General features: G+C 65.1%; 23 protein-coding genes and 1 tRNA gene. 9 read left to right on the top strand and 15 right to left on the bottom strand.

Annotation, left to right across the window (positions count from 1 at the left end; all coding sequences use genetic code 11):
• From glgX to CKW39_RS09235, 6 genes are all read right to left on the bottom strand, one after another.
• Complete coding sequence (gene glgX / locus CKW39_RS09260; RefSeq protein WP_095797833.1) at nucleotides 1-2166, bottom strand: glycogen debranching protein GlgX; 2166 nt, start codon at nucleotides 2164-2166, stop codon at nucleotides 1-3.
• The gene (rlmB, locus tag CKW39_RS09255; RefSeq protein WP_095797832.1) at nucleotides 2153-3133 is read right to left on the bottom strand and encodes a 23S rRNA (guanosine(2251)-2'-O)-methyltransferase RlmB; all 981 of its coding nucleotides are present in this window, start codon (nucleotides 3131-3133) and stop codon (nucleotides 2153-2155) included. Before rlmB ends, glgX begins: the two co-directional genes overlap by 14 nt.
• 93 nt (nucleotides 3134-3226) lie before the next feature.
• Nucleotides 3227-4663 carry a cysteine--tRNA ligase gene (gene cysS / locus CKW39_RS09250; RefSeq protein ID WP_095797831.1) on the bottom strand — a complete coding sequence of 479 codons (1437 nt, stop codon included), beginning with the start codon at nucleotides 4661-4663 and terminating at the stop codon, nucleotides 3227-3229.
• Nucleotides 4664-4672: 9 nt separating this feature from the next.
• Complete coding sequence (gene ispF / locus CKW39_RS09245) at nucleotides 4673-5188, bottom strand: 2-C-methyl-D-erythritol 2,4-cyclodiphosphate synthase (protein WP_095797830.1); 516 nt, start codon at nucleotides 5186-5188, stop codon at nucleotides 4673-4675.
• A gap of 71 nt (nucleotides 5189-5259) precedes the next feature.
• Entirely contained in the window at nucleotides 5260-6030 is a 771-nt protein-coding gene (locus CKW39_RS09240; RefSeq protein ID WP_095797829.1) for a 2-C-methyl-D-erythritol 4-phosphate cytidylyltransferase, read from the bottom strand.
• A 21-nt stretch (nucleotides 6031-6051) separates the two neighbouring features.
• Nucleotides 6052-6534 carry a CarD family transcriptional regulator gene (locus CKW39_RS09235; protein WP_095797867.1) on the bottom strand — a complete coding sequence of 161 codons (483 nt, stop codon included), beginning with the start codon at nucleotides 6532-6534 and terminating at the stop codon, nucleotides 6052-6054.
• 257 nt (nucleotides 6535-6791) lie between these two features.
• On the opposite strand from CKW39_RS09235, the gene CKW39_RS09230 reads away from it, so the two are divergent.
• The gene (locus tag CKW39_RS09230; RefSeq protein WP_095797828.1) at nucleotides 6792-7328 is read left to right on the top strand and encodes a hypothetical protein; all 537 of its coding nucleotides are present in this window, start codon (nucleotides 6792-6794) and stop codon (nucleotides 7326-7328) included.
• Nucleotides 7329-7422: 94 nt separating this feature from the next.
• On the opposite strand, the gene CKW39_RS09225 is transcribed toward CKW39_RS09230, so the two are convergent.
• Nucleotides 7423-8103, bottom strand: a complete 681-nt coding sequence (locus tag CKW39_RS09225) for a response regulator transcription factor (protein WP_095797827.1) — start codon at nucleotides 8101-8103, stop codon at nucleotides 7423-7425.
• On the bottom strand, nucleotides 8100-9293 hold the full coding sequence (locus CKW39_RS09220; RefSeq protein WP_095797866.1) for a cell wall metabolism sensor histidine kinase WalK: 1194 nt from the start codon (nucleotides 9291-9293) through the stop codon (nucleotides 8100-8102). The genes CKW39_RS09225 and CKW39_RS09220 overlap by 4 nt, the downstream gene beginning before the upstream one ends.
• A gap of 226 nt (nucleotides 9294-9519) precedes the next feature.
• On the opposite strand from CKW39_RS09220, the gene phoU reads away from it, so the two are divergent.
• Nucleotides 9520-10218 carry a phosphate signaling complex protein PhoU gene (gene phoU / locus CKW39_RS09215; protein ID WP_095797826.1) on the top strand — a complete coding sequence of 233 codons (699 nt, stop codon included), beginning with the start codon at nucleotides 9520-9522 and terminating at the stop codon, nucleotides 10216-10218.
• Nucleotides 10219-10349: 131 nt separating this feature from the next.
• On the opposite strand, the gene CKW39_RS09210 is transcribed toward phoU, so the two are convergent.
• Nucleotides 10350-11108 carry a phosphoglyceromutase gene (locus CKW39_RS09210; RefSeq protein WP_095797825.1) on the bottom strand — a complete coding sequence of 253 codons (759 nt, stop codon included), beginning with the start codon at nucleotides 11106-11108 and terminating at the stop codon, nucleotides 10350-10352.
• Nucleotides 11109-11185: 77 nt separating this feature from the next.
• On the opposite strand from CKW39_RS09210, the gene CKW39_RS09205 reads away from it, so the two are divergent.
• Nucleotides 11186-11980 (top strand): trans-aconitate 2-methyltransferase, encoded by a 795-nt coding sequence (locus tag CKW39_RS09205; protein WP_095797865.1) that lies wholly within the window; start codon nucleotides 11186-11188, stop codon nucleotides 11978-11980.
• Nucleotides 11981-12047: 67 nt separating this feature from the next.
• On the opposite strand, the gene CKW39_RS09200 is transcribed toward CKW39_RS09205, so the two are convergent.
• The 4 genes from CKW39_RS09200 to CKW39_RS09185 form a co-directional block, all read right to left on the bottom strand.
• On the bottom strand, nucleotides 12048-13352 hold the full coding sequence (locus CKW39_RS09200) for an ISL3 family transposase (protein ID WP_173674302.1): 1305 nt from the start codon (nucleotides 13350-13352) through the stop codon (nucleotides 12048-12050).
• A gap of 329 nt (nucleotides 13353-13681) precedes the next feature.
• A complete protein-coding gene (locus tag CKW39_RS09195) occupies nucleotides 13682-13882 on the bottom strand; it encodes a hypothetical protein (protein ID WP_095797823.1) in 201 nt (66 codons plus the stop codon).
• Nucleotides 13883-14089: 207 nt separating this feature from the next.
• Entirely contained in the window at nucleotides 14090-14440 is a 351-nt protein-coding gene (locus CKW39_RS09190) for a DUF2516 family protein (RefSeq protein ID WP_016997030.1), read from the bottom strand.
• Nucleotides 14441-14449: 9 nt separating this feature from the next.
• Nucleotides 14450-15580 (bottom strand): PLP-dependent aspartate aminotransferase family protein, encoded by a 1131-nt coding sequence (locus tag CKW39_RS09185; protein WP_095797822.1) that lies wholly within the window; start codon nucleotides 15578-15580, stop codon nucleotides 14450-14452.
• A gap of 94 nt (nucleotides 15581-15674) precedes the next feature.
• On the opposite strand from CKW39_RS09185, the gene tmk reads away from it, so the two are divergent.
• Genes tmk through CKW39_RS09170 form a run of 3 tightly spaced genes read left to right on the top strand, consistent with a single transcriptional unit; the run spans nucleotide 15675 to nucleotide 19038 of the window.
• Nucleotides 15675-16310 (top strand): dTMP kinase, encoded by a 636-nt coding sequence (tmk, locus tag CKW39_RS09180; protein WP_095797821.1) that lies wholly within the window; start codon nucleotides 15675-15677, stop codon nucleotides 16308-16310.
• The gene (locus tag CKW39_RS09175; protein ID WP_095797820.1) at nucleotides 16307-17434 is read left to right on the top strand and encodes a DNA polymerase III subunit delta'; all 1128 of its coding nucleotides are present in this window, start codon (nucleotides 16307-16309) and stop codon (nucleotides 17432-17434) included. The genes tmk and CKW39_RS09175 overlap by 4 nt, the downstream gene beginning before the upstream one ends.
• A 20-nt stretch (nucleotides 17435-17454) precedes the next feature.
• Complete coding sequence (locus tag CKW39_RS09170) at nucleotides 17455-19038, top strand: alpha/beta hydrolase (protein ID WP_095797819.1); 1584 nt, start codon at nucleotides 17455-17457, stop codon at nucleotides 19036-19038.
• Between the two features lie 97 nt (nucleotides 19039-19135).
• On the opposite strand, the gene CKW39_RS09165 is transcribed toward CKW39_RS09170, so the two are convergent.
• On the bottom strand, nucleotides 19136-21085 hold the full coding sequence (locus CKW39_RS09165; RefSeq protein ID WP_254049349.1) for an FAD/NAD(P)-binding domain-containing protein: 1950 nt from the start codon (nucleotides 21083-21085) through the stop codon (nucleotides 19136-19138).
• A 229-nt stretch (nucleotides 21086-21314) separates the two neighbouring features.
• Between CKW39_RS09165 and CKW39_RS09160 the strand changes: the two genes are divergently transcribed.
• From CKW39_RS09160 to CKW39_RS09150, 3 genes are all read left to right on the top strand, one after another.
• Nucleotides 21315-22700, top strand: a complete 1386-nt coding sequence (locus CKW39_RS09160) for an NtaA/DmoA family FMN-dependent monooxygenase (RefSeq protein WP_095797817.1) — start codon at nucleotides 21315-21317, stop codon at nucleotides 22698-22700.
• A gap of 1 nt (nucleotide 22701) precedes the next feature.
• Nucleotides 22702-23712 carry an LLM class flavin-dependent oxidoreductase gene (locus tag CKW39_RS09155; RefSeq protein ID WP_095797816.1) on the top strand — a complete coding sequence of 337 codons (1011 nt, stop codon included), beginning with the start codon at nucleotides 22702-22704 and terminating at the stop codon, nucleotides 23710-23712.
• Nucleotides 23713-23799: 87 nt separating this feature from the next.
• Nucleotides 23800-23872: transfer RNA gene (locus CKW39_RS09150), tRNA-Thr, on the top strand.
• A 141-nt stretch (nucleotides 23873-24013) separates the two neighbouring features.
• On the opposite strand, the gene CKW39_RS09145 is transcribed toward CKW39_RS09150, so the two are convergent.
• A complete protein-coding gene (locus tag CKW39_RS09145; protein ID WP_095797815.1) occupies nucleotides 24014-24766 on the bottom strand; it encodes an ABC transporter ATP-binding protein in 753 nt (250 codons plus the stop codon).

Raw genomic sequence — 24766 nt, 5'->3', positions numbered from 1 at the left:
TTAGGCGAGCGAGAACATCGCGATGCTCTGCGCCGGGACCCGGCACTCGTCTCCGCCGCTGAACTCTGCGCCCGCTCGTTCGTCGAGCTCGAAGTCCGTGGCCAGCACCAGTTCGTAGGACCCGCGGGTGACCGGGTAGCCCGCGGCGCACGTGGCCGGGGTCGACAGATCCTCGACTCCGGGCAGCGTCACGATGACCGGATCATTGGAGCCGTTGATGACGAAGGTTCCCGCCAGTTCGCCACCGCATGAACCCAGTACCACCTGAACGACCCTGGAGCCATCCGTTTGCCACAGCTCGGGGGTCATGGCGTGGCCGTCGGGTCCGTACCAGTACAGCAGAACGTCTTCCGGGCGAGCCGGAAAGTGACTGGGCTGGCTTGCCAGGAACGTCTTACGGATGGCGATCAACCGCCGGGTGGTCTTGAGCATGGACCGCCGCCACGGTGTGAGCTTCCAATCGACCCACGAGATGCGGTTGTCCTGGCAGTAGGCGTTGTTGTTGCCGCCCTGACTGCGGAGCAACTCGTCCCCGGCCGTGATCATGGGAACACCCTGCGACACCAGCAACGTGGCCATCATGTTCCGCACCGTCTTGGCACGCGCCGTCCTACGCGCCACGTTGTCCGACACACCTTCTTCACCGTGGTTCCACGAGTGGTTGTCGTTGGTGCCGTCTGCGTTGTTCTCCAAGTTGGCTTGGTTGTGCTTGCCGTCGTAGGCCGTGAGGTCGTACATCGTGAAGCCGTCATGGGCGGTCACGAAGTTCACGGAAGCCAGCGTGGTGCGACCATCGGGTGCGAACATGTCCGCCGAGCCGGAGATGACTCCGGCAAGACGGGCGGCATTGCCGCCGCCGCCCCCGCGGGCCATGGTGCGCTGACCGGAGAGCCAGAAATTGCGCACGGTGTCACGGTAGGTGTCGTTCCAGTCCGCCCAACCGGTCGGGAAGCGTCCGGTCTGCCAACCCCCGGCTCCCACGTCCCACGGTTCCGAGATCATGCGTATGCCCTGCAGCACGGGATCTGCGGCGACGGCCACGAAGAACGGGTGATTGCGGGTGAAGTGATGGTTCTCGTCCCGCCCGAGCTCCGGGGCGAGGTCGAAGCGGAACCCGTCGATGTGGCACTCCGTGACCCAGTAGCGCAGTGAGTCCAGTGCCATGCGGACCACCTGCGGGTCCGCGAAGTTCACCGAATTCCCGCAGCCGGTCACGTCCACGTAATTGCCGTGGGTGTCATGACGGTAGTACTGCCGGTCCCCCAGCCCGCGCCAACTGTAGGCGGGTTCTTCGCTTCCGCCCTCGGCGGTGTGGTTGTAGACCACGTCCAGGAACACTTGAATTCCAGCACCGTGCAGCGCGTCCACGGCGTGCTTGAACTCATTGAGGACGGCGGTGGGACCTGCGTCTTGCGCGGCACGCGTGGCATACCCGAAGTGCGGGGTGAAGAAACTGAGGGTGTTGTACCCCCAGTAATTACTGAGCCCGTTCTTGGTGAGATGGGGCTCGTCCAGGTGAGCGTGCACGGGCAACAATTCAATGGCAGTGATGCCCAAATCCTGCAGATACTTGAGGATCACGGGATGCGCGAGCCCGGCGTAGGTGCCCCGCACCTCTTCGGGGAGGTCCGGGTGGAGCATGGTGAGGCCCTTGGCGTGGGCTTCATAAATGATGGTGTCCCGCCACGGAATGCTGGGACGGCCGGGGTTCTCCCAGTGGTAGTTCTGGGCGACCACCTGGGACACGTACTTTCCGCCGTACGCGTCAGGGCCGGGATTCATGACGGTCGGCGGAGGACTCACCCTGGTGAGTCCGCGGCCGTAGGGGTCCAGCAAGATCTGTTCCCTGGACGGGTCCGGAGTGCGCTTGGCCGTGGTCGAGAAGGGGACGAATCCGTAACGGGTGCCCTCGGGCATGGCGGGGCACACGTCTACATCGAGCATCTCCGCGCGCTCGACCTCGCCGTCTCCGTGCAACGGGGGTGGCACCGTTCCGTAATGGATGCCGTGGTTGTGCCCCTTGAGGCGGTGACGACGCCACGTGCCACCCGGGCGCTGATACACCAGTTCGAGCTCGTCGATTCCCGGTGCGTAAACGGCCACGTTGGCGCTGCCGTCCCCGGACAGCGATGGGTGAACCCCCAGCGGATAACTACGCGCTTGCACGTCTGCGCGACACTTCGTAGAGCGTGATGCCCACCGCCATGGATGCGTTCAGCGACTCCATGGTGGAGTCAATGGGAATCGACACGATCGCGTCGCAGTGCTCGGTGACGAGGCGGGACAGCCCCTTACCTTCCGAACCGACCACCACGATCAGCGGCTCGGTCGCGAGGTTCAGTTCGGGCAGTTGCACGTCACCGCCGCCGTCCAGACCCACCACGAAGTAGCCGGCCTTTTTGCAGTTCTCGAGCGTGCGGGTCAGATTGGTCGCTTTGCTCACGGGCACCCGTGCTGCTGCACCGGCGCTGGTCTTCCACGCGGTGGCGGTCACTGCGGCGGAGCGGCGTTCCGGAAGGATCACGCCGTCACCGGAGAATGCTGAGACGCTGCGAATGATCGCGCCCAGGTTGCGCGGGTCGGTGATGCCGTCCAGCGCGACGAAGAGCGGCGCCTTGGACTCCGGGTCCTTGGGATCGTACCGGCGGATCACTGCGGCCGCGTGCTCGTCCGCGTCGCGGTAGTCGTAGGGCGGAACCTGCAGCGCCACGCCCTGGTGAACAGCGTCCGAGGTGAGTCGGTCCAGCTCCGAGCGGGAGGCTTCCAGCGTGGGAACATTGCGCTCGGCGCACATCTGAAGAATGTCCTTGACGCGGTCGTCCACCTCGATCTTGGTGGCCACGAACAGAGTCTTGGCGGGCACGTTGGAACGCAAGGCCTCGAGCACCGAGTTGCGGCCCGTGACCAGGTCCTCCTTGATGGGGCCCTTGCCCGCACGAGTCGGCCGGTTGTGCGAGGTCTGCTGCTTGCGTGCGGCAGCCTGCTTGGCCTTGTAGGCCTTGTGATACACGCGGTCCTCGGCCTTGGGGGTGGGGCCGCGACCCTTCAGTGCCTTGCGGCGTTGCCCACCGCTGCCCACGACGGCGCCCTTCTTGTTCTTGCGAACGGCTCCGGGTCGATTGGATTGGGCCATGGTTGTCTACTCCGTGTCTCTCACGGGTGTACGGCGCTCTCGCCGCCCCGAGGTGGTCAGCGATCTATGTGTCAGTTTAGGGCAGTGACCGGGTCAGACCGACCACGCGGAACCCTGGGCTCCGTCCTTCACGACCACGCCCGCATCGGCGAGCTGATCGCGGATCTGATCGGCGAGTGCCCAGTCTTTGTCCGCGCGCGCCTGTGCCCGCTGTTCCAACAGCTGGCGGACCAGGGAATCCAGTGCCTGGTGCTCGGCACCTCCGCCGGCCCCGCTGCCGTTAAGGTTCATGAGCTGCAGGAGTCCGAGCACCTCGGACATGGCAGCCACGGCGCGAACCGGCGCGGCGGCGTCGTCGACATCACCCGAAGCCAGCGCGCCGTTGGCGGCGCGCACCGTCTCGTGCAGCACCGCGAGCGCCTGGGGGACGTTGAGGTCTTCGTCCATGACGCGCGTGAAATTCTCGGGGACGTCCTCCGGCTGCCAGTCGAGGCTCAACCCCGCGGCGCGCGCGGCGACCAGGACGGCTTCCGCGCGTTCGACGGCCGACGTCGCTTCCTGCAGTGACGTGGGCCGGTAGTCCAGGACCGAACGGTAGTGGGCTTGCCCCAGGTAGTAACGCACGGCCAACGGGCGTGCCTCGGCGAGCATCTGTTCGGGCGAAACCGTGTTGCCGATGGACTTGGACATCTTCTCGCCCTGGTAGGTGACCAGTCCGTTGTGGAGCCAGAAGTTCGCGAACTCCTGACCCGCCGCGGTGGACTGGGCCAGCTCGTTCTCGTGGTGCGGGAATCTCAGGTCCAGGCCGCCACCGTGGATATCGAAGTGCGTGCCCACGTACTTGGCTGCCATGGCCGAGCATTCGAGGTGCCAGCCGGGACGCCCCTTGCCCCACGGCGAATCCCATCCGGCGGTCTCCGGCTCGTCCGCCTTGTGACCCTTCCACAGGGCGAAGTCTCGGGGGTCACGCTTGCCGCGGGGATCTGCGTCCGGAGCATCCTGCATGTCGTCGACACGCTGGCGCGTCAGTTCGCCGTAGCGCGGCCACGAACGCACGTCGAAGTAGACGTCGCCGGAATCGTCCTGAGCCGGATAGGCGTGGCCGTCATCAATGAGCGTCTGAATGAGCGCGTGCATTTCCGGGATGTGACCGGTGGCGCGCGGCTCGTAGGTGGGGGCGGCGATGCCCAGAGCGGCATATGCATCGCCGAAAACGCGTTCGAAGCGATAGGCCAGTGCCCACCATTCTTCGCGCGGGTGGTTGCCCGCGTAATCGGGGTCGAAGGACGCCGCGGAGTTCACCAGAATCTTGTCGTCGATGTCCGTGACGTTGCGGACGGTGGTCACCTTGTAACCGCGGAAGGCGAGCCAGCGTGCGAGCTGGTCGAACACGAGCGCGGAACGCACATGCCCGATGTGCGGCGCCCCCTGCACCGTGGCACCGCAGTAGTACAGCCGGGCCTCGCCCGGGTACACAGGTTCAAAGTCTTTAACGGTTGCTGAGGCGGTGTCGTAGAAGCGCAAAGTCACCCGCCCAGTCTAGCCGCGCGGAACCACGAGGGCGGTCGCAACGGCGGCCAGCCCCTCGCCGCGGCCGGTCAGTCCGAGGGCGTCCGTGGTGGTTGCGCTCAGATGCACCCGCGCGCCGGCTGCCTTGCTGAGTACCGTGGCGGCTTCTTCTCGGCGGGGCGAGAATTTGGGCCGGTTCCCGATCAGCTGCACCGAGATATTGCCGACGTCGTACCCGGCCTCCCGCACGATGGCTGCGGCTTCGCTCAGGATCCGCTCTCCCGACGCGCCCGCCATGTCCGGGCGATCCGTGCCGAAGTGCACCCCCAGGTCGCCGATGCCGGCCGCCGAGAACAACGCGTCAGCGGCGGCGTGGGCCACCACATCGCCGTCCGAGTGGCCCGTGAGACCGCGCTCCCCTGGCCAGTGCAGACCTGCCACCCACAAAGGTGTCCCCTCCGGACCGAAGGCGTGGACGTCCACGCCGATGCCGGTGAGTGGGAGTTGGCCGGCTTGCGGCAACGAGGATTCGGGTTGTTCGTTCATGAGTCCATCATCTCCGATGTTTCCTGTGGGACCCTACTCACCGATCGTCCAGGGCCGGCACGAGCGTTGAATTATCGAGCACGCTCTTCCAGGACAGCGCGGGCGGTGATCAGGTCGAAGGGGCGCGTGATCTTGAAGGACTCTTCGTCCCCGGCCAGGAACGTCACGGGCACCTCCGGGGTGAAACGTTCAATGAGAGAGGCGTCATCGGTGATGCCCTCAGGATCCTCCGCACGGTCCACGGGGGTCAGTGCTCCTTGCTCATCGCGCTCAAGGAGACCGGCCTGCAGGTTTACATCCACCAGGAGTTGGGCCTCGAAGCCCTGCGGAGTCTGCACCGCACGCAGCCCGGATCGATCCACGGTTCCCGTGCTGTGGCCCTGAGCATCCACCCCACGAACCGTGTCGGTGACGGGAAGGACGGGGACCACCGCGCGTTCACCCGACGCGAGGGCGGCGACCACCGCGGAAGTGACCCGCGTGGGCACGAGGCAGCGAGCGGCGTCGTGAACCAGCACGAACCGAGAGTCGGAACCCAGCGCGGCCAGGCCGCACGCAACCGACTGCGCTCGCGTAGCTCCGCCGGTGACCGGGCGGGCCCCGTGCGCTGCCGCGACGTCGCTCAACCCAGAATCCCCGGCGGGCACCGTAACGATGATGTCCGCACCGGGAGCTGCGCGCGCCACCGATTCGAGAGCGATCTCGAGAATGGGGCGCCCGGCCACGGGTACCAACGCCTTGGGCATCCCGTATCCCAGACGCGTGCCGGAACCCGCGGCCACCACAATGACTGCGAGCCCGTCCTCAAAGGACGGGCTCGCGGAAAAATCAGTCGATGTCATACGAGTCGGAGTGACCCTGAATCAAGCGGCCAGGATGTCGTCGAGGCGCTTCTCGGCTTCTTCCTCGTCGATCTCCTTGGCCAGAGCGAGCTCCGACGTGAGGATCTGACGGGCCTTGGCCAACATGCGCTTCTCGCCAGCCGACAATCCACGACCCTGATCACGACGCCACAGGTCACGAACGACCTCGGCAACCTTGAGGACGTCGCCGGAAGCCAGCTTCTCCAGGTTTGCCTTGTAACGGCGGGACCAGTTGGACGCCTCTTCAGCATCTTTGGCCTGCAGAACGGAGATGACTTCCTTGAGTCCCTCCTCGTCAACGACGTCTCGCACTCCCACGAGGTCCACGTTGTCAGCGGGCACCTCGATCATCAGATCGCCCTGCGTGACCTTCAGACGCAGATACATTTTCTCTTCGCCCTTGATGGTGCGCGTCTTGATCTCTTCGATCGTTGCGGCACCGTGGTGGGGGTAGACAACCGTCTCGCCAACCTCAAAAACCATGTACACAAACCCCTTTCAGCCTTTCGATTCTACCACGGTGTATGATTCGCCGCGTTCTACCTCACATCGCCCGGATACCGCGCGAAAGGGTCGCGGTTCGCATTCCTGCGCGAGCCCCGCTGCCCGGTTGTCGCGCCGTTGGTGTGGCCGACGGCGCGTGCGTGTCACGAGGCGCGGATGCAGACGTTGCGTCGCCAAAACGTTAGACTTGCGGCAGATATCTGACACATCGTCTTAGAGCCCGAGGAGTTCGTGCCGTGAAGAACGCCGCCCGCAAGAAGCTGCAGCACTTTGGTTTGGGTGCTGCTGCGGCCGCTGCATTGTTGACCGCAACCGGTTGCGGGTACGTCAGCCCTCAGGCCACCGCAGACGAGTACGCCCCCTCGGACGGCATCCAGTCCGATCTGGGTGACGTAAAGGTGCGCAACTTCATGATCCTCGCGGAGGACGCTGATTCCGAGGGTCGTATCATCGGCACCGTGGTCAACGACGGTTCCGAGCCCGCCACCCTCTCGATAGACGCCAACGGCGCCACCGCTGAGGTCGAGGTTCCCGCCAACGATTCCGTGGTGCTGGAGAAGTCCGAACCCGTGACCATCGATCAGGCCGGAGCAGAACCGGGACTCATGGTTGAGACCGAGCTCGAGGCGGACGGCCAGTCCTCGACAAACTCCGTGCCGGTCCTGGACCACACGTACCCCCGCTACGCATCCCTGATACCCGGTGGTGCACCGTCCACCCCGGCCAACCCCTCCAACACTCCCAAGGCCGAGTCAGAAGAGGGCGGTCACTGACCGTACTGACGCTTTGACAGACTGAGGGCCGCATCCCGTGGGGATGCGGCCCTCAGTCTGTCTCATGTGGCGGAGACCCGTTGAGGGTGCTCGATCAGGCCTCGAACTTGTAACCCAGTCCGCGCACCGTGACGATGTGGCGGGGTTGTGACGGATCCGGTTCAACCTTGGAACGCAGCCGCTTGATGTGCACGTCCAGGGTTTTGGTGTCACCCACGTAGTCCGACCCCCAGACCCGGTCGATGAGCTGCCCGCGGGTCAACACACGACCGGCATTGCGCAGCAGCATCTCGAGCAGCTCGAATTCCTTGAGCGGCATGGTGACGGCTTCCCCGCCCACGTTCACCACGTGTCGTTCCACGTCCATGCGCACCGGCCCGGCGGCCACCGTGGCGGTGATGAGCTCATCCGGTTCCGCACGCCGGCGCAGCACGGCCCGGATCCGAGCCACGAGTTCGCGCGAGGAATACGGCTTGGTGACATAGTCGTCCGCGCCCAGCTCCAGCCCCAGGACCTTGTCGATCTCGGCGTCCTTGGCGGTGAGCATGATGATCGGAACGGTCGACTGCTGCCGGATCTGCTTGCAGACTTCCGTTCCGGACTGGCCGGGCAGCATGAGATCCAGGAGCACGAGGTCCGCGCCCGCCCGTTCGAACTCACTCACCGCGGACAGGCCATCAGCCACCACGGTCACTTCGAAGCCTTCTTTACCCAGCAAGTAGGCCAGGGGATCGCTGAGAGACTCTTCGTCCTCGACCATCAGAATGCGGGTCACTTACGCTCCTCCTCTAGGTGCATACGTTCATTGGTGGAGGCGGCCACCGGGCCGTTGTACTCGTCCAGGTCTTCCACCTGCGGAATGACCAGGGTGAACGTGGAACCCCGCCCGGACTGCGACCATACGGACACTTCTCCACCGTGCTGAGCCATGACGTGTTTGACGATGCTCAGCCCCAGCCCCGTGCCACCGGTTTGTCGCGACCGGGCGCTGTCCACGCGATAGAAGCGCTCGAAGATTCTGTCCTGCTCGACATCGGGGATGCCCGGCCCCTGGTCCGTGACCATGATCTGGGCCATTCCGTCACGCTCGCGCAACCCCACGCCCACGCGAGTGTTTTCGGGTGAGTACCGAACTGCGTTGTCGATCAGATTCCGAGTGGCCGTGACCAGCAGGTCGGGGTCGCCGTAGACCGGGGTCTTGAGGTTACCGCCCACCTTGATGGTGATGCCCTTGTTCTCCGCGGTCAGGCGCGTGCGGTCCACGGCCTCACTCACCACCCTGTTGAGGTCCACGACCGTCCCCTTGGACACGACGTCCGTGCCCTGCAAGCGGGACAGTTCGATGATGTCCTGCACCAGAGCGGAGAGCCGGATCGCTTCTTTGTGGAGGCTCTTGGCGAAGTGCCGGACGGCGTCCTTGTCCTCTGCTGCGTCATCGAGGGCCTCGGAAAGCAAACTGATGGCACCCACCGGTGTCTTGAGCTCGTGGGACACATTGGCCACGAAATCGTTACGGATGGACTGCGCGCGCACGATCTCCGTCTGGTCGTCCGCGAGCAAAAGAATGTATTCCTCCGCAATGATGACCACCCGGATGTCCAACACGATGGCGCTCTTTTCAAGAGGGCCACGAGTGAGTTCCAGGCGACGTTCTTCGACCACGCCATTGCGGCGAGTTCGCCGGATCATATCCAGGAGTTCCGGGTGAACCACGGTGTGTCCCCGAACGATCCCGTACGCATACGCGGCCGGGGAAGCCCTGATCACGCCGTCCACACCGTCGACCACTACATAGGCCAGCCCCAGGGCCGCCAGGATCTCGGCGGTGCCTTCCGGCAGGGTGGGTTCCTCCACAGCGACCAAGGAACGGCGGCGTCGCTGGCTGACCCGCACGGCAATCAATCCACTGATACCGAGCAGGAATCCGACAAAGCCCGCCAACAGGGCAACCGAGGTCACGCTCACTCTGCCCAGCTTAGACGGACCGTTTGGGTGCCAAGTACGCAATCCGGCCATTCCAGGTCGGGTTCAACCAACGTTCACCTTAGGATGAGCGTTAGTTCATTCGCCCCTGCGACTGTGATAGCGCTCGTGCGTAAGTACAGTGCCCCCGCGTCCCAGCTGCTAGCTGGACACCAACATCACGTAAGCTACGTGACCAACGAATGCTCTGAACGAAAGGACGCCCTCTGTGCGCAAGGTTTTCCAGGCTGAACTTCACCAGGTAGGTGAAGAGCTGATTCAGATCGCCACTCTTGTGCAGCAGGCACTGAAGAGCTCCAAGGTCGCATTCCTCGAGGCAGACGTTCAGGTGGCCGAAGAGGTCATCTCCAACGACGCCCGAATCGACTTCCTCCAGAACGACTTGGATGAGCGCGCCATTGACATCTTGGCGCTGCAGTCCCCCGTCGCTTCCGATCTCCGCATGATCGTGGGCGCCCTGCGAATGAGCGCTTCGCTCGAGCGCATGGGTGACCTGGCCCGCCACTTGGCCCAGCTCGCTCGCATGCGTTTCCCGGAGCCGGTGCTTCCCGAGGCATTGAACCAGCACTTCGCGGAGATGTTCGATATCGACCTCCAGCTCATCGAGCGAGTCATCTCCGTCCTTGAGGACCGTGACATGAGCGTTGCGGATGAGATCTACGCACTCAAGTCCGAGCTCAATCAGAAGCACCAGCAGGTCTTCGACATGCTGGCGGACCCGAACTGGGACTCCTCGGTCCCCACCGCCGTGGATGTCACTCTGGCCTCGCGTTACCTCGAGCGCATCGGAGACCACGGTGTGTCCGTCGTTCGTAAAGTCTCCTACTTGGTCACCGGCGACTGGGCTCCGGTGTCCGACACCCACCCCACCGGCCACGGTCACATCGGTACCGACACCGGTGAATAATTAGGACTCCCGGAAACCGGGAGGCGCGTTACGATCCTGACGCGCCACCCGGTCTCCCGATCCAAGCGAAGATCCACAGAAAAACGCCCCACCACGAGGTGGGGCGTTTTTCATGGTCTGGAAACCAGGGGTTACTTCTTGCCCTGGTTGGCCACGGCCTTGATGGACTCGGCAGCGGCCTCGGGATCGAGGTAGGTACCGCCGATGGTCACCGGCTTGAGGTTCTGATCCAGCTCGAAGTACAGCGGGATGCCGGTGGGGATGTTCAGCCCGGCGATGTCCTCGTCCGAGATGTCGTCCAGGTGCTTCACCAGCGCGCGCAACGAGTTACCGTGCGCGGCCACGAGCACGGTCTTGCCGGCCTTCAGATCCGGCACGATCTGCTCCTCCCAGTACGGGAGGAAGCGCTCGAGAACATCCTTGAGGCACTCGGTGCGGGGCAGATCCGCCACGTCCGCGTAGCGGGGATCATCAGCCTGTGAGAATTCCGAGGAGTCATCCAACTTGGGCGGCGGGGTGTCGTAGGAACGGCGCCACACCATGAACTGATCCTCACCGTACTGGTCGCGCACCTGGGTCTTGTCCTTACCCTGGAGGTCGCCGTAGTGGCGTTCGTTCAGGCGCCATGAGCGCTTCACGGGAATCCAGTGCCGGTCCGCCGCATCCAGCGCGATGTTGGCAGTGTTGATGGCGCGGCGCAACAGCGACGTGTGGAGCACATCCGGTGCGAGATCGTTGTCCTTGATCAGCTCACCGCCGCGCTTGGCCTCGGCCATGCCCTTCTCGGTCAGCGGCACGTCCACCCAACCGGTGAACAGGTTCTTCTCATTCCACTCCGACTGCCCGTGGCGCAGGAGGATGAGCTTGTACGTTGCTGAATCATTAGCCATGACTTCATTCTTCCACCCGCGTGACCCGTTGGCACGTGTTATTCGCATGTGTCACCGAGCGCCGCTACAGTGTCGATGTGCCAGCCAGCTACCGCCCCGTAGGAACCATCACTCGGGGAACGACCAACCCCAATCGGTTGCGGCGAGCGGACCGCTACGTGGCCGGACCGTTGGCCCCCGTACTTCGGCATGCGACAGATCCGCTCGTTGTCGATCTGGGCTTCGGAGCCGCGGCCACCACCACGGTGGAAATGAGTGCTCGGTTGCTGCGCGTCCGCCCTGACGTTGACGTGGTGGGCGTGGAGATCGACCCGGACCGCGTGGCCATGGCACAATTCTTTGCCCGGCCGGGATTGAGTTTTCGCCGCGGTGGCTTCGAGATTCCGATCCCCGGGCGCTCCCCCGCGTTCATCAGGGCGTTCAACGTGCTCCGCCAATACAACGAGGAAGAAGTTCCGGCTGCGTGGGAGCTCGCGTGCTCACGCCTGGCTCCCGGCGGGGTGTTCCTGGACGGCACGTGCGACGAGATCGGCCGCCGAGCCACCTGGATCTGTTGTGATGCGACCGGCCCGCAAACCCTGACGATCAGCATGCAGTTGGGGAGCTTCGATCGACCGTCCGATGTAGCCGAGCGTCTGCCCAAGGCACTCATCCATCACAACGTGCCCGGCGAACGCATCCACCGTTTCTTGTCCGCCGCCGACGCCGCTTGGCTGGCTCTCGCGCCCTTGGGCTCCTTCGGAGCGCGGCAGCGTTGGGTGGCCATGTGCGCACGATTGCGCGCAGAGGGCTGGCCCGTGTTGCACCGTGAATCACGTTGGCGTTTGGGGGAACTCACGGTCGCGTGGGACGCGGTGACGGCGCAACAGTAGGAAAAAGTTTTCCCGATCACGGAGTACCGGGAATAGAAGAGGTTTCGAACGTGGGTTATCGGGCCCTTCACAAATGAGCATGGGTAGGTGTCTTTCTCCACGGCCGGTGTCCGCCGGCGGCGAGCAGGGCGCGTAGACGGTAGTTCTCGAAGTTCCGGAACCCGCGGGCGACCCTGCGCATCGTCTCGATCACCCCGTTCACGGCCTCGGTGGGCCCGTTCGAGGCCCCGGCGGTGTCGAAGTAGGCCAGGATCGCGGCCTTCCACCGCCGCAGAGTGCGGCCGAGCCGGGCGACCTCCGGAATCGGGCAGGTGGGGAACGCATCGAGGACCTCGGCGACGAGCCGGCGCCCGTGCTCGGGGCGGGCGTGGTAGACGGCGCGCAGCTTCTGGTAGCAGTGCCAGGCCAGGGTCACCTCATGGTGCGGGTCCCCAGCCACCAGCTTCGCGTTGAGCCGGGTGATCTGCTTGGCGGTGAGGTGCTCGGCGCCGATCTGCAAGGTACGGCGGATCCCGTAGAGAGGGTCCCCGGCCCGGCCTCGGTGGCCGAGGGTGTCCTGCTGCACGCGGCGACGCACCTCGTCCACGACCTGCCCACCGAGCTTCACCACGTGGAAGGCGTCCAGGACGGTGATCGCCTCCGGGAGCTCGTCGCGGATCGCGTTGGCGTAGCCGTGGAACGGGTCCAGCGTCGCCGTGCGGATCCCGCTCGTGAACCCCGGCCCCTGGGTAGCAAGCCAGTCGCCGTAGGCCGCCCCCGTGCGCCCGGGCACCAGGTCCAGCAACCTCGCCCGGGGACGGCCGTCCTCACCGCGGGAGTGATCCACGATGCCGGTGACCAGCCCGGTGCCGGGCGGACCCACATGGCGCCAGACGTGCTCGTCGACGCCCAAGGCGTTGACCCCGGCCAGCCGGTCCTCGGCTATCAGCTGGGTCTCGATGACGGGGACGATCGCGTGCCAGACGGTGTTCCAGGCGACCCCGAGCATCTCGGCCAGGGCCGAGACTGCGATGTCGTGGGAGCGCAGCTGCGTCACCGCCCAGGCGATCGCGCGGGTGGTGAGCTTGGCCCGTGGCGCGGCGAGTTCGTGGACCTCGCTGAACGTCGAGATCTCGCAGGCATCCTCCCGGCACCGGAGGATCCGCTTGCGCCACAGCACCCGCACGGGCACTCCGGCACACGGCAGATCGTGGAGCAGGACCTCCCGCCGGCCGTGACCGGTGGCGAGCACCCCGCATCCTGGGCAGCCCGCCAGCGATGAGGCGGTTTCCGCCACCACGGTGAACGAGCGTGGCCCGCGTTCCACCGTCAGGACGTGGACGTCGGTCAGGTCGAAGAGCGCGCACGCGGGTGCGCAGATAGCATGAGACACATCGAGGCCTTCAAGGATCAGGTTGCTTGGTCGCTACCCATCCTGGAGGCCTCGACCTCTACCCAGACCCCACAACACGCGCTCCGGAACGTCCCCGCGCACCCCGCTACCCATGCTCATTTGTGAAGGGCCGGTTATCGACTAAGATAACCAACTAGAATACGGCCAGCAAAGACGCCGCTATTCAGTATTTTACTATTGCACCGACCATGTCAATTGGTCATTGGCCTTCCTGTTGCCGTCGGTCCAGACGTCGAGACTTGCCCCGGTTGCGCACGCAGCCAGCCCTGCGGAGACGCTCCACGAGCAGTAGGTGATTTCAAGGGCCGTCAGCGACGAGAGGCCCTACGGTTCGTGGCATCGTCCTTCTTGAGGAATACCGAATATTTGAGAAATAGCGTGGATATCGCGGTAAAAAGGATGATTGCAGGATAGGCAATGGCGGCAAACTGATCGCCGCCGCGAGCATCGACTTGCCAGGTCACCACCAAAGCGACAAAAACTATCAACACTAAAATGAGCCAACGCATTAAATACCTTTAACTATGAGAAATGTATATCAATTCACTCTAGGGTGTTTGTACGTGATCCACACTGACCATATGGCCATAATTTGTCTCAATTAGGTCACGGCCCTCGTCAGCACGTACTAGTACTCGGCGGGATGACGAAGACCCCGGTCTCGAGGGAGCATCGCTCACTCATGACCGGGGTCTGTAGTCGTTGACGCTGATGGCCTACCAGTAACCGGGGTTGCCGGACTCGCTGGACACGGCGGGTTTCACATCGGCCAGGTACACGCCGGAGATCGTCGCGGCGATCAACATGAGGATCAGCGAACCCTGGCCCGGGAATCCGTTGCTGAACAACGCCAGGGTGGAGAACACGGCACTCAGGACGCTCACCACGGCAGCGCCGGCGGTCAACGCGAGCCAGAAAGTCTTGGTCCGCTTCCAGGCGCGTTCGAACTGCGGCGCGGAACGGCGCACGCAGTCCAGTACGGCCATGAGGCTCAGTGCGGCCACCACCAGAGTGATGGCATAGTCCAGGTAGCTGGCCAGTGCAATGGCCCAGGGGATTGATGTCACGTTGTCAGTCTACCGATCTACCAGTTCGTCCAGACCCGCTTTCAGGTCCTCCCACAAGTCATCCACGTTCTCAATTCCCACGGACAGCCGCAACAGAGTGTCCGGCACGGTGTCCGGTTCGTCGTGATGACGACGACGCCGCTCCACCAGGGATTCGACGCCTCCCAGGGACGTGGCTGGGGTCCACACACGCAGGCCCTCCACGAGCGCCTGGGTCGCGGCGACGTCGGCGTGTGGGACGACCGAGATGATCGAGCCGAAACCGCCGTCCATCTGGGCCGCGGCGCGCTCGTGCCCGGGATCGTCGGGCAGTCCGGGATAGCGGACCTCCGCCACGGCGGGATGATCGCCGAGTCGACGCGCCAGTTCCGCCGCGCTGGCCATTGAACGCTCGAGCCGCACCGACAGTGTGCGCACCCCACGCAACGCGAGCCAGGCTTCGAAAGGGCCGGGGATGGCGCCCTCGAGCGAGCGCTGTTTCTTGAGGTTCGCGCGCAATTCGGGGGTCGAGCAGACCACGGCGCCCAGAACGACGTCGGAATGACCGGCCAAGTATTTGGTGACCGAATGCACCACGAGATCCGCACCGAGGGTGAGCGGGCGCTGCAGTAGCGGCGTGGCAAAGGTGTTGTCCACGCACGAGAGCACGCCCGCCTCGCGAGCCGCGGCGAGGACCGCGGGCAGATCGGCGACCTCGAGCATGGGGTTGGTGGGGCTCTCCAACCACAGGACGTCCGCGCCCTGAATGGCGGCGATGGTGGCCTCGGTGTCCGCGACGTCCACGGTGCGCACCGAGAAAATCCCGCGCTCCTCGAGGCGGTGGGCCAGCTGAAGGGTGCCCTGGTAGCAATGCTGCGGCATCACCAGGGTGCCACCCACGGGCACCAGCGTGAGCACGGAAGCAACCGCGGCCATTCCGGAGGCGTAGGCAAGCGCCGGAACCGGGGCCTCCTCAAGATTGGCGAGGACCTCCTCGAACGCTTCCCACGTGGGGTTGGTGAACCGCGCGTATGTGCGGTCCCGGTCGTTCAGGTCACCGGCACCCCGATAGGTGGATGTGAGAACGACGGACGGGTTCACGGGAGCGTCGTGCTCGTGGGCTGGACGGCCGCCGGAGACGACCACGGTGTCTTTACGCATGGTTCCAGGGTAATGCGCCAGCGCCGTGAGACTCGCACTGCACCCAGGGAGTTCCACGTACAGCCTGTCGGTCCCGCTCGGTACAGTTGAGCGCGTGAATGAGACTGCGCGCGGTGCACTGATCGTCTTCGAAGGCGGGGACGGGGCTGGGAAATCCACCCAGGTCCAAGCGGTGGCGCGCGCCCTCGAATCCCAGGGACGTACCGTGATCCGCACGCGCGAACCCGGGGGCACTCCCCTGGCCGAATCCGTGCGCGGACTGGTGCTCGATCCCGCCCACGCTCCGGTGGATGCGTACACGGAAGCGTTGTTGTTCGCTTCCGCCCGCGCGGATCATGTGAACCGCTTCATCCGCCCCGCCATCGATCGTGGTGACGTGGTGATTTCCGACCGGTTCGTGGATTCCTCCGTGGCCTACCAGGGTGCGGCCCGTGGCTTGGGGGTGGAGAACGTGCAGGAGCTCAACGAGTGGGCATTGCGCGGACTGACCCCGGACCTTACCGTCCTGCTGGACGTGGACACCTCAGTGGCGGAAAGCCGCCGCACCGACCGCGGCCTCGCCGCCGATCGCATGGAGGGCGAGGACCGCATCTTCCACACCGTGGTCAATCAGGCCTTCCGGGATCTCGCCGCGACCGCGCCAAAGCGGTATTTGGTACTCGCCGCCGATCAGCCGGTCCAAGTCATCACCGACCGAATTCTCGAGCGACTCACGGAGGTGCTCTCATGACCGTGTGGGATCAGCTCGTGGGTCAGCACCACGTGGTGGAACAGCTCGAACGCGCCGCCCGGGACAACAACCCCACCCACGCGTGGCTGTTCACCGGCCCTCCGGGATCGGGGCGTTCCACGGCCGCGCGAGCGCTGGCCGCGGCACTGTTGTGCGACCACGGAACCGGCTGCGGTGAATGCCACTCGTGCCGCACTGCCTTTGCGGGGTCGCACGCTGATGTGATGCATTTCGTCACGGAGAATCCCCAGATCAGCATCGATGAGGCCCGCGAGCTCGTGGTCAAAGCCCAGGACCGGCCCTCCGTGGGCCAGTGGCGCGTGATGATCGTAGAGGACGCGGACCGGATGACCGAGCGCACGTCCAACGTGATGCTTAAAGCCATCGAAGAACCGCCGCCGCACACCATCTGGTTGTTGTGTGCGCCCTCCCCCATGGACGTCCTGGTCACCATCCGTTCGCGCTGCCGCCCGGTGACGCTCAAGGTGCCGTCCGCTCAGGACGTCGCGCAGTTGCTGGTCAGCCGGCACAAGGTGAACCAGGAACGCGCTATCGAGTGCGCACGCTTGGCCCAGTGCCACGTGGGCATTGCTACGCGATTGGCCCTCTACGACGATGCCCGCACGCGCCGCCAAGAAGTGGTGTCCCTGCCGCTGAACATGCGCGGTGTTACCCAGGCCGTTCGCGCGGCGGACCGGCTACACAGATTGGCAGTGGACGAATCGGCTGCCAACGCCGAGGCCCGTAACGACGAAGAGCGCGCGCAGCTGCTCGTGGCCCTCGGTGCCCCGGAATCCGGTCGGATGCCGCCCGCGATCCGCGGTGCCCTCAACCGCTTGGAGGCCGATCAGAAACGGCGTTCCCGCCGAATCCAGACGGACACACTGGACCGATTCCTGATCGACCTCACCACGTTCTACCGAGACGTGCTCAGCGTGCAGCTCCACACCGGGACCGAGTTGATCAATCAGCATCTGAGCGGCGACATCCACGACTACGCGGGCAACAGCAGCGCGGAGCAGACCCTGGAGCGTATCGACGTGATCAGTGAGACCAGGGACAGGATCCGCACCAACGTCAGTGCGCAGCTGGCCTTCGAAGCCATGATGGTCTCGCTCGTCTGAGCGGTACCGAAAGGAAACTCGTGACTCGTACTCGCACGGCCCGTTCGCTGGCCGCTTCCGTTGCCGTAGCGGCTCTCGCCCTGACCGGTTGTGCGCCTCAGTCGGGCCAAGACTCCGAGCCAGCGGCAACGTCCGAGGCTGATCCGAACGTCACCGCGGGAACCGATGCCGCGTTGGCCACTTACTACAACCAGGACCTGTCATGGGGCGAATGTGACTACCCCCCGGAAGATCAGGACGCCGCCGAGAACCTCGACTGCGCGCGAGTGATCGTTCCCGTGGATTATGCGAACCCGGGTGCCGGAGACACGTTCGTGGAGGTTTCTCGTTTGTCGTCTTCGGAGGATGACCCCCAGGGAACCCTGTTCCTCAATCCCGGCGGACCGGGTGGCTCGGGGGTGGACATGATGTTGTCCGCCGGGTTCTTTGCGTCCGCCTCCGTGCGCGACAACTACGACATCGTGGGCTTCGACCCCCGCGGCGTGGACCGATCGGACGGCATCGAGTGCCTGACCGATCAGGAGATGGACGAGTGGCGGGCCGAACCCGCGTTCGATCCGGGGTCCGAGACAGTGGCGGACATGCGCGCCACCTACGCGGAGATCGGGACCAAGTGCAAGGAGAAGTCGTCCCCGGTGGTCTCCCACATGGACACTCAGTCCGTGGCCAAGGACCTGGACGTGATGCGTGCCGTCTTCGATCAGCCGGCCACCCACTACCTGGGCTTCTCCTACGGCACCGAGATCGGCGCCACCTACGCGAGCCTGTTCCCGCAGCGCACCGGCCGTTTCGTACTGGACGGCGGGGTGGACCCCACCATGGACGAACGCGCCGTGACACTCGATCAGGCCAAGGGCTTCGAGGACAACCTCCGGCACTGGGTCGAAGACTGCCAGGAAACCAACAACCAATGCGTGGTCGGCAACGACGGCGTGGATGCCGGCATGAAGAAGATCCAGGACTTGCTCGCCAAGGTCGCCGAAGAGGAAATCACCGTGTCCGACGGGCGTCGCATCACCCCGGTGAACGCGGTGGAGGGCATCCTGGTGCCGCTGTACTCCACGGCGTCCTATCCGCAACTGAACTCCGCCCTCGACAAGGCCTTCGACGGAAACTTCAACGAGCTCTTGAGCTACTCGGATTCCAACCACGGCCGCAACTCCTCCGGCGAGTACACGTCCAACGTGTCCGAGGCCTTCACTGCGGTTAATTGCCTGGACACCGTCTCGCGCAATGTCTCGGAGCAGGACATGGCAGAGGCCGCACAGACGATGGAGCGGGAAGCCCCAACGTTCGGTCCCTACCTCAGCTACGGCGATGCCGCATGTCAGGGCTGGCCGGACGAGCCCGTGGAGCCACTCGATTCCTACGCCGCAGATACCGATCAGCCACTGCTCGTGGTGGGCACGACCCACGACCCCGCTACCCCGTACGCATGGTCCGAAGCCCTGGTCGAGAAGCTCGGCAACGCACGGCTCCTGACCAACGACGGATGGGGTCACACCGCGTACGTGTCCGGTGACTCGTGCATCAAGGACGCCGTGGATACCTACCTCGTCTCGGGTGCGGTGCCTGACGAGGGCGCCACGTGCGGTAGCGCATAGCGCCCTCGCCCAGGCCGCTGGTTCGGTGGCAGCGCTGAGGACACGATCGCCGTTTACCCGGATCCTGCACCCCGGACGCGCGGGGGTTGCATCGAGATCAGGTGGCTGGAACCACCGGTAACCCCAGCGCGGTCAATACCGTCCGAGCCAGTGCATCGCACTGCCGGAAAGGTGCGGAATTGGAGTTCGGGCGCGCAAATGCCCCCACGTTCCACGCCGAGGTGAAATGGCCCGCGGCGAACACGGTGGGTCGGACATCTCCCGCGCGATCGACCACGTGGCCGGTGGACTCCACGACAAGTTTTCCGGTGCTGACGGTCGCGCCGTCCTCGGTTTCGAAGTTCTGCTCGACCCCCGCTCCACTCGAGTGCACCTGGTGCAGGGCCGGGTCCGCGGAGGAGACCACCGTGGGTGCGGGTAGCCGTGCTTCGATCCAGCTGTTGGCGGAGACGTCCGCGCCACCGGCCCGCGAGCGCGCCCGGAACGCAGGAGTACCCTCGGGGGCGTCCGGGTGCGCGGTGGTGATTTCAAGGTCGGGGCCCAGGAACGTGATGAACCCGGCACGGTGCAACGCCAGTAGTTCTTGCAACCGGTGGGCCGGAGGTCCGGAATCCACAAAGCTGAAGAACCCGTGCCACCAACCGGGAACGAGCCGCTGTGACTCGTCGTCCAGGTGTTCCAACGGCACCAGTCGTCCGATTTCCATGTAGGTGCGCAACAGCGCAAGAAACAGAGCCTGGGTCTCTGAGTGGTCCGGGTGGGTCCGCAGGGTCAGGTCGCGTTCGATGTAGCGTACCAGGGCGTCCTGGACCTGCTGCGTGTCCTCGAAGAACATGTCGTCGAAGGGCCGGTCGATCGAGGCGAGGTCCACGCGGTAGCGGGAGTCGGGGATGGCCTTCCGGACCAACTGGTGCAGTTCGTTGCTCCCCCAGTGAGCCGCGCGGTAGGCCGGGGCAAATTCCTCCCAGCTCATCCGTGCGCGCTCGGGATGACCCACGATCAGCTCGCGATACACGTGGTAGCCGAGTTCCTGATTGATGAGCGGCCACAGATGCTCGTGGAAGTTGAGGGTGCTGTGCTGCTCCAACAATCGGGTGACGATTTCCGGGGTGATGAACTGCAGGGGCTCGGAATCGACCGAAAGTACGGAGGTGATCTTGCTGTGGTACGGAACCCCGCGTCGGGACCCAACGTAGAGCTGAGGTTCCTGGCCGCACGCCACGTAGCTGAGCGGACCGCCGTCGCGAATCCCCTCGCGGGGCTGACCGTCGACCCGCTCGCCCAAGGTTTCGAAGTGACCGCCGCGGCCCTCGTACAGCAGCACCATGAGGTCGATGAAGGCCAGTCCCATGCCGGTCACGATCACGCGGTCTCCGGGGCGAACGGCGGAGTAGTCGACGTCGTTCGTGTAGGCCGGCGGGGCGTAGAAGCCGCCGCGGGCACCGGCCGTGCGTTCGCGGGTGAGTTGAGTGTTGGAGCCCATGCTGTCCGTGTGCCCCACCGTGTAGACCACGGCGTCCGTGGCGATGGTGTCGCCCGAGTCGAGCTCCACCACGTGGCCGTTCGCGCTCTCTGTCACGGAGGTGACCATGCCGCGGTGGGTTTTCACGCGCACGTTATCAGCCGCCAACTCCGCGGTCCGGCGATAGAACCATCCCAAATAAATCGATTGCAGTTGTCTCGTCGGGAAACTCTCCGGCCCCAACTCACGGACCTGATGCATGATCTCCGGGTCGGTGATCCGGTGATCGGTGATCTCGCCGGCGATGACGGCATGGCACCATTCCAACAACGTGGGACCTTCGCGAGCCGGTCCTTCGCATTCCACCGAAGCGTCCGTGAACATCGTGATGTCCTGCGCCATGGAGTTGAGCTTGAGCAAGGGTGATTGGTCGTATCGCCAGATCCGACCCGCACCGGGCTCGAACGGTTCCACCACGTGAACGGTGAGCGGAGCGGCGTCGTCCGGGTAGTTGGCGGTGATGCGCTCCAGAACCATGGCCGCGCGCGGACCCCCGCCCACGAACGTGACGCTGCGTGAGTCCACCGGTGACCTCCAGATCGTTGCGTGCACGCGCTGCGGGCGGGCACTGCGGACAGTACTTGTCACGCTATCCCCGCCTGCCCTGGGCGCGCAGGTCGGCGTGACGCTCTGTGACAGCGTGTGAAGAATCAAGTCAGCCGGTTGGCATCTTCCGCGGCAGCGGCGGCACCATGGACGGGAGTGCCCGGTCGCTCGACCGTGTCCGGGACCGAAGTCGACTAGAGGGTAGGTCATGAGCAGCTCACCGCGCAGAGTTCACCTGGCGGCGCATTTTCCGGGCGTCAACAACAACACGATCTGGTCGGATCCGCGCAGCGAAAGTCACATCGCGGTGGATTCGTTCATTCACATGGCGCAGACCGCCGAGCGCGGCCTCATGGATTTCCTGTTCCTGGCCGAGGGCCTGCGGTTGCGCGAGATGAACGGCAAGATCTACGACCTTGATGTCATGGGCCGGCCGGACACCCTCACGGTGCTGTCCGCCGTGGCCGGAGCCACCGAACGGATTGGCTTGGCCGGAACGCTGACCGCAACCTTCCACGAACCGTACGAACTGGCACGCCAGTTCGCGACTCTCGATCACCTCTCGGGTGGCCGCGCTGCGTGGAACGTGGTGACCAGCCCCGATGCTTTCACGGGTGAGAACTTCCGCCGCGGCGGCTACCTCCCCTACCCCCAGCGCTATGAGCGGGCCGAGGACTTCATCGACGCCGCTCGCACGCTCTGGGAATCCTGGCCCGCCTCCGCACAGGACGCGGACGACACCGCCGGTGCGTACGAACACCGCAGCGAGTTCTTCGACATCTCCGGGCGCTTCGACGTGCCCCGCAGCCCGCAGGTTCATCCCGTGATCTTCCAGGCGGGCGATTCGGATTCCGGGCGCGAATTCGCTGCCGGTTCCGCGGACGTCATCTTCACCCGTCATTCCGAACTCGAGGACGGCAAGGCCTTCTACAAGGACACCAAGAGCCGCCTGGCCAAGTACGGCCGCGCCGAGGACGACCTGCGCATCTACCCCGGAGTGTCCTACGTCCTGGGCGATACGGATGCCGACGCCGCCGAACGCGCCCGCGAGCAGGCCTATGCCCAGCACTCGGGCGCCACCGCAATCGCGACCCTGGAACGCGTGTGGAACACGGACCTGTCGTCCTTCGATCCGGACGGCCCGCTCCCCGACTTCGACCCCGTGTTGGACGGCCCCGAGGTCTCCCAGGGACGCGTTAAGCACGTCAAGGACCCGGTGGCCACCGCACAGCGCTGGCGTGAGATCGCCCAGGCGGAGAACCTGTCCATTCGTGACCTGGTGGTACGGGAATCTCCCCGTTTCGCGTTCGTCGGTTCGGCGGACACCGTGGCACGGAAGATGAACCAGTACATCCAGGAACGCGCTGCGGACGGGTTCATCCTGATCCCCACCGTGGTCCCGGGTGGCTTGGACGAGTTCGTCGACACGGTGATTCCTCGCTTGCAGGAGATGGGCGTGTACCCGGACTCCTATCCCTCAGACGATCCCGCCCTGCGCGCCACCATGGAGCTGAACGAATACCGCCCCGCGACCGAGTGGTCGCAGGCACGCGCCGACGTTCGTGCCGCAGCAACCAACGGTCAGGAGGCCTGACATGAGCACCCCATCCTTCGTGATCGCCGCCCGCATTACCCCTCGCCCGGGAATCGACCGTGTAGATCCGGCCAAGTACTTCTCCGGTGCCGCTGTTCGTCAGGCTGCCCTCGACGCGGAGACCGCCGGCGCGGCCTTCGTGCTGCTCGACGACGATCTTGACACCGCGCCTGCGGCCGGGCCCGCCGCTGGCCGCTTGTCTGCGCTGCAGACCGCCGCGTGGCTTGGCCCGCAGACCTCGAGCATCGCAGTCGTGCCGACCCTGCGCACGACTCACACCGAGCCGTTCCTGATGGGCACCGAGAGCGCCTCCCTGGACTGGGCGACGCACGGCCGCGCCGGGGTCTTGTTCGCGCCCTCGCTGGGGGCCGACGCCGCCGCCAACGTGGGTCGGCGCGCCACACCTTCCGCAGACCCCGCCTGGGCGGAAACCGCGGACGTCATCGACGTGGTCCGTAGGTTGTGGGACTCGTGGGAGGCGGACGCGGAGATCCGCGATCAGGCCACGGGTCGTTTCGTGGACCGCTCCAAACTGCACTACGTGGACTTCAGTGGCACCGATTCTGCGAGTGAAGAATTCACTGTGAAGGGGCCCTCGATCGTCCCCCGTCCCACGCAGGGACATCTACCGGTCTTCGTGGAACACACACCGGACGCACCTCTGGAGGCGTTGCGGGGCGCGGTGGAACAGGCCGACGTGGTGCTGCTGCCGGCGGAGTCCGTGGGCCCCGAGGCCGTTAAGGTTCTCGACTGGAACCCGTCGGCGTGTGTGCTCGCCGTGATTGACGCCGATGCAGACGCTCTGGACCCGGAAATCGTGGCGAGGTGGGTTCAGGTCGGAGTGAGCGGCGTCGTCCTGGAGACCGGCCCCTATGACGTGGAACTGGCCGTGCGCGCGGCCGCCGGGGTGGTCCCGGAGCTGGTTGGCACTGATGAGTCACCGGACGAACAATCCACCCTGCGCGCGCGCCTGGGCCTGCCACCGGCGGAGAACCGCTACGCGAACGCCTGATGCGGTGAAAACCCCCGCCGATTGGGGCCTGAGCGGGGTTGTCTGCTACTGTCTTGGGTGCATCTGAACCGTGCTCGGTTCTGCTGCGCCACCTTAGCTCAGTCGGTAGAGCAATTCCCTCGTAAAGAATAGGTCGCCGGTTCGATTCCGGCAGGTGGCTCCGAACAGAAGAAAACCCCGGGAACCTGATCAGGTTCCCGGGGTTTTCTCGTATCCGAGCGACTTCCGCTCGGATGGTCACGCTTGGCCCCGGGGGGGTGTCCCTTTCCGGACCGGAGCGCGCCCACGAGGTGAGTTGCGATCAGACGGTCAGCTTGCCGTCCAGCATGGTGACCTCGCGGTCGGCCATGTCCACGAATTCCAGGTCGTGGGTGACCACCACGGTGGCCAGGTCGAACTTGCGGGTGAGGTTCTTGAGCAGTTGCATGACCTCGGCCGAGCGCTGCTGGTCCAGAGCGGACGTGGGTTCGTCCACCAGAAGCAGTTTGGGTTCGCCCATGAGCGCGCGGGCAATGTTCACGCGCTGCCGCTGGCCACCGGAGAGCTCGTGCGGGCGGCGCCGCCCGGCGTCCTCGAGGCCCACCAGCTCGAGCAGTTGCCGGGCCCGTTCGCGAGCCTGTCGTTTGGCCGCACCTCGAGCGCCGCGGATGTGGCTGGTCACGACCAACTGGTCCACGGCCTTGAGCGAGGGAATCAAGTTGGGCTGCTGGAACACGGTGCCCACCTCGTTGCGGCGCAGGCGAGCGCGTTCCTTCTCGGACAGTGTTCCCACGGACGTCTCGCCGATGAGCACCTCACCCGAAGTCGGCTTCAACAGCGTGGACGCCACGGCCAACAGGGAAGACTTGCCCGAACCCGACGGGCCGGTCAACGCGGTCATGGTGCCGGGAACGGCCGATAAGGACACGTTGTCGAGCGCGGTGATGGTGCGGGGAGCGCCGTCGGGCCCCTTGCCGTCCGGATAGGACAGCGTGACGTTGCGAAGCTCGAAAGCGGGCGCGGCCACAGCACGATCCTGCTCGTTCCAGGGCGCGGTGTGAGTGGTGGTGGACAT

The organism is Kocuria sp. WRN011, assembly GCF_002295155.1.
Classification (GTDB): domain Bacteria; phylum Actinomycetota; class Actinomycetes; order Actinomycetales; family Micrococcaceae; genus Kocuria; species Kocuria carniphila.
This window is presented reverse-complemented; position numbering and strand designations above follow the sequence as displayed.

Bases quoted from the DNA above. Each gene is read 5' to 3' on its own strand.
- CKW39_RS09210 (WP_095797825.1), bottom strand. From the start codon at position 11,108: ATGGCTAATGATTCAGCAACGTACAAGCTCATCCTCCTGCGCCACGGG.
- CKW39_RS09235 (WP_095797867.1), bottom strand. From the start codon at position 6,534: ATGGTTTTTGAGGTTGGCGAGACGGTTGTCTACCCCCACCACGGTGCC.
- ispF (WP_095797830.1), bottom strand. From the start codon at position 5,188: ATGAACGAACAACCCGAATCCTCGTTGCCGCAAGCCGGCCAACTCCCA.
- CKW39_RS09155 (WP_095797816.1), top strand. From the start codon at position 22,702: ATGAGCACCCCATCCTTCGTGATCGCCGCCCGCATTACCCCTCGCCCG.
- CKW39_RS09185 (WP_095797822.1), bottom strand. From the start codon at position 15,580: ATGCGTAAAGACACCGTGGTCGTCTCCGGCGGCCGTCCAGCCCACGAG.
- CKW39_RS09240 (WP_095797829.1), bottom strand. From the start codon at position 6,030: ATGACATCGACTGATTTTTCCGCGAGCCCGTCCTTTGAGGACGGGCTC.
- CKW39_RS09195 (WP_095797823.1), bottom strand. From the start codon at position 13,882: ATGCGTTGGCTCATTTTAGTGTTGATAGTTTTTGTCGCTTTGGTGGTG.
- rlmB (WP_095797832.1), bottom strand. From the start codon at position 3,133: ATGGCCCAATCCAATCGACCCGGAGCCGTTCGCAAGAACAAGAAGGGC.
- CKW39_RS09160 (WP_095797817.1), top strand. From the start codon at position 21,315: ATGAGCAGCTCACCGCGCAGAGTTCACCTGGCGGCGCATTTTCCGGGC.
- CKW39_RS09145 (WP_095797815.1), bottom strand. From the start codon at position 24,766: ATGTCCACCACCACTCACACCGCGCCCTGGAACGAGCAGGATCGTGCT.
- CKW39_RS09175 (WP_095797820.1), top strand. From the start codon at position 16,307: ATGACCGTGTGGGATCAGCTCGTGGGTCAGCACCACGTGGTGGAACAG.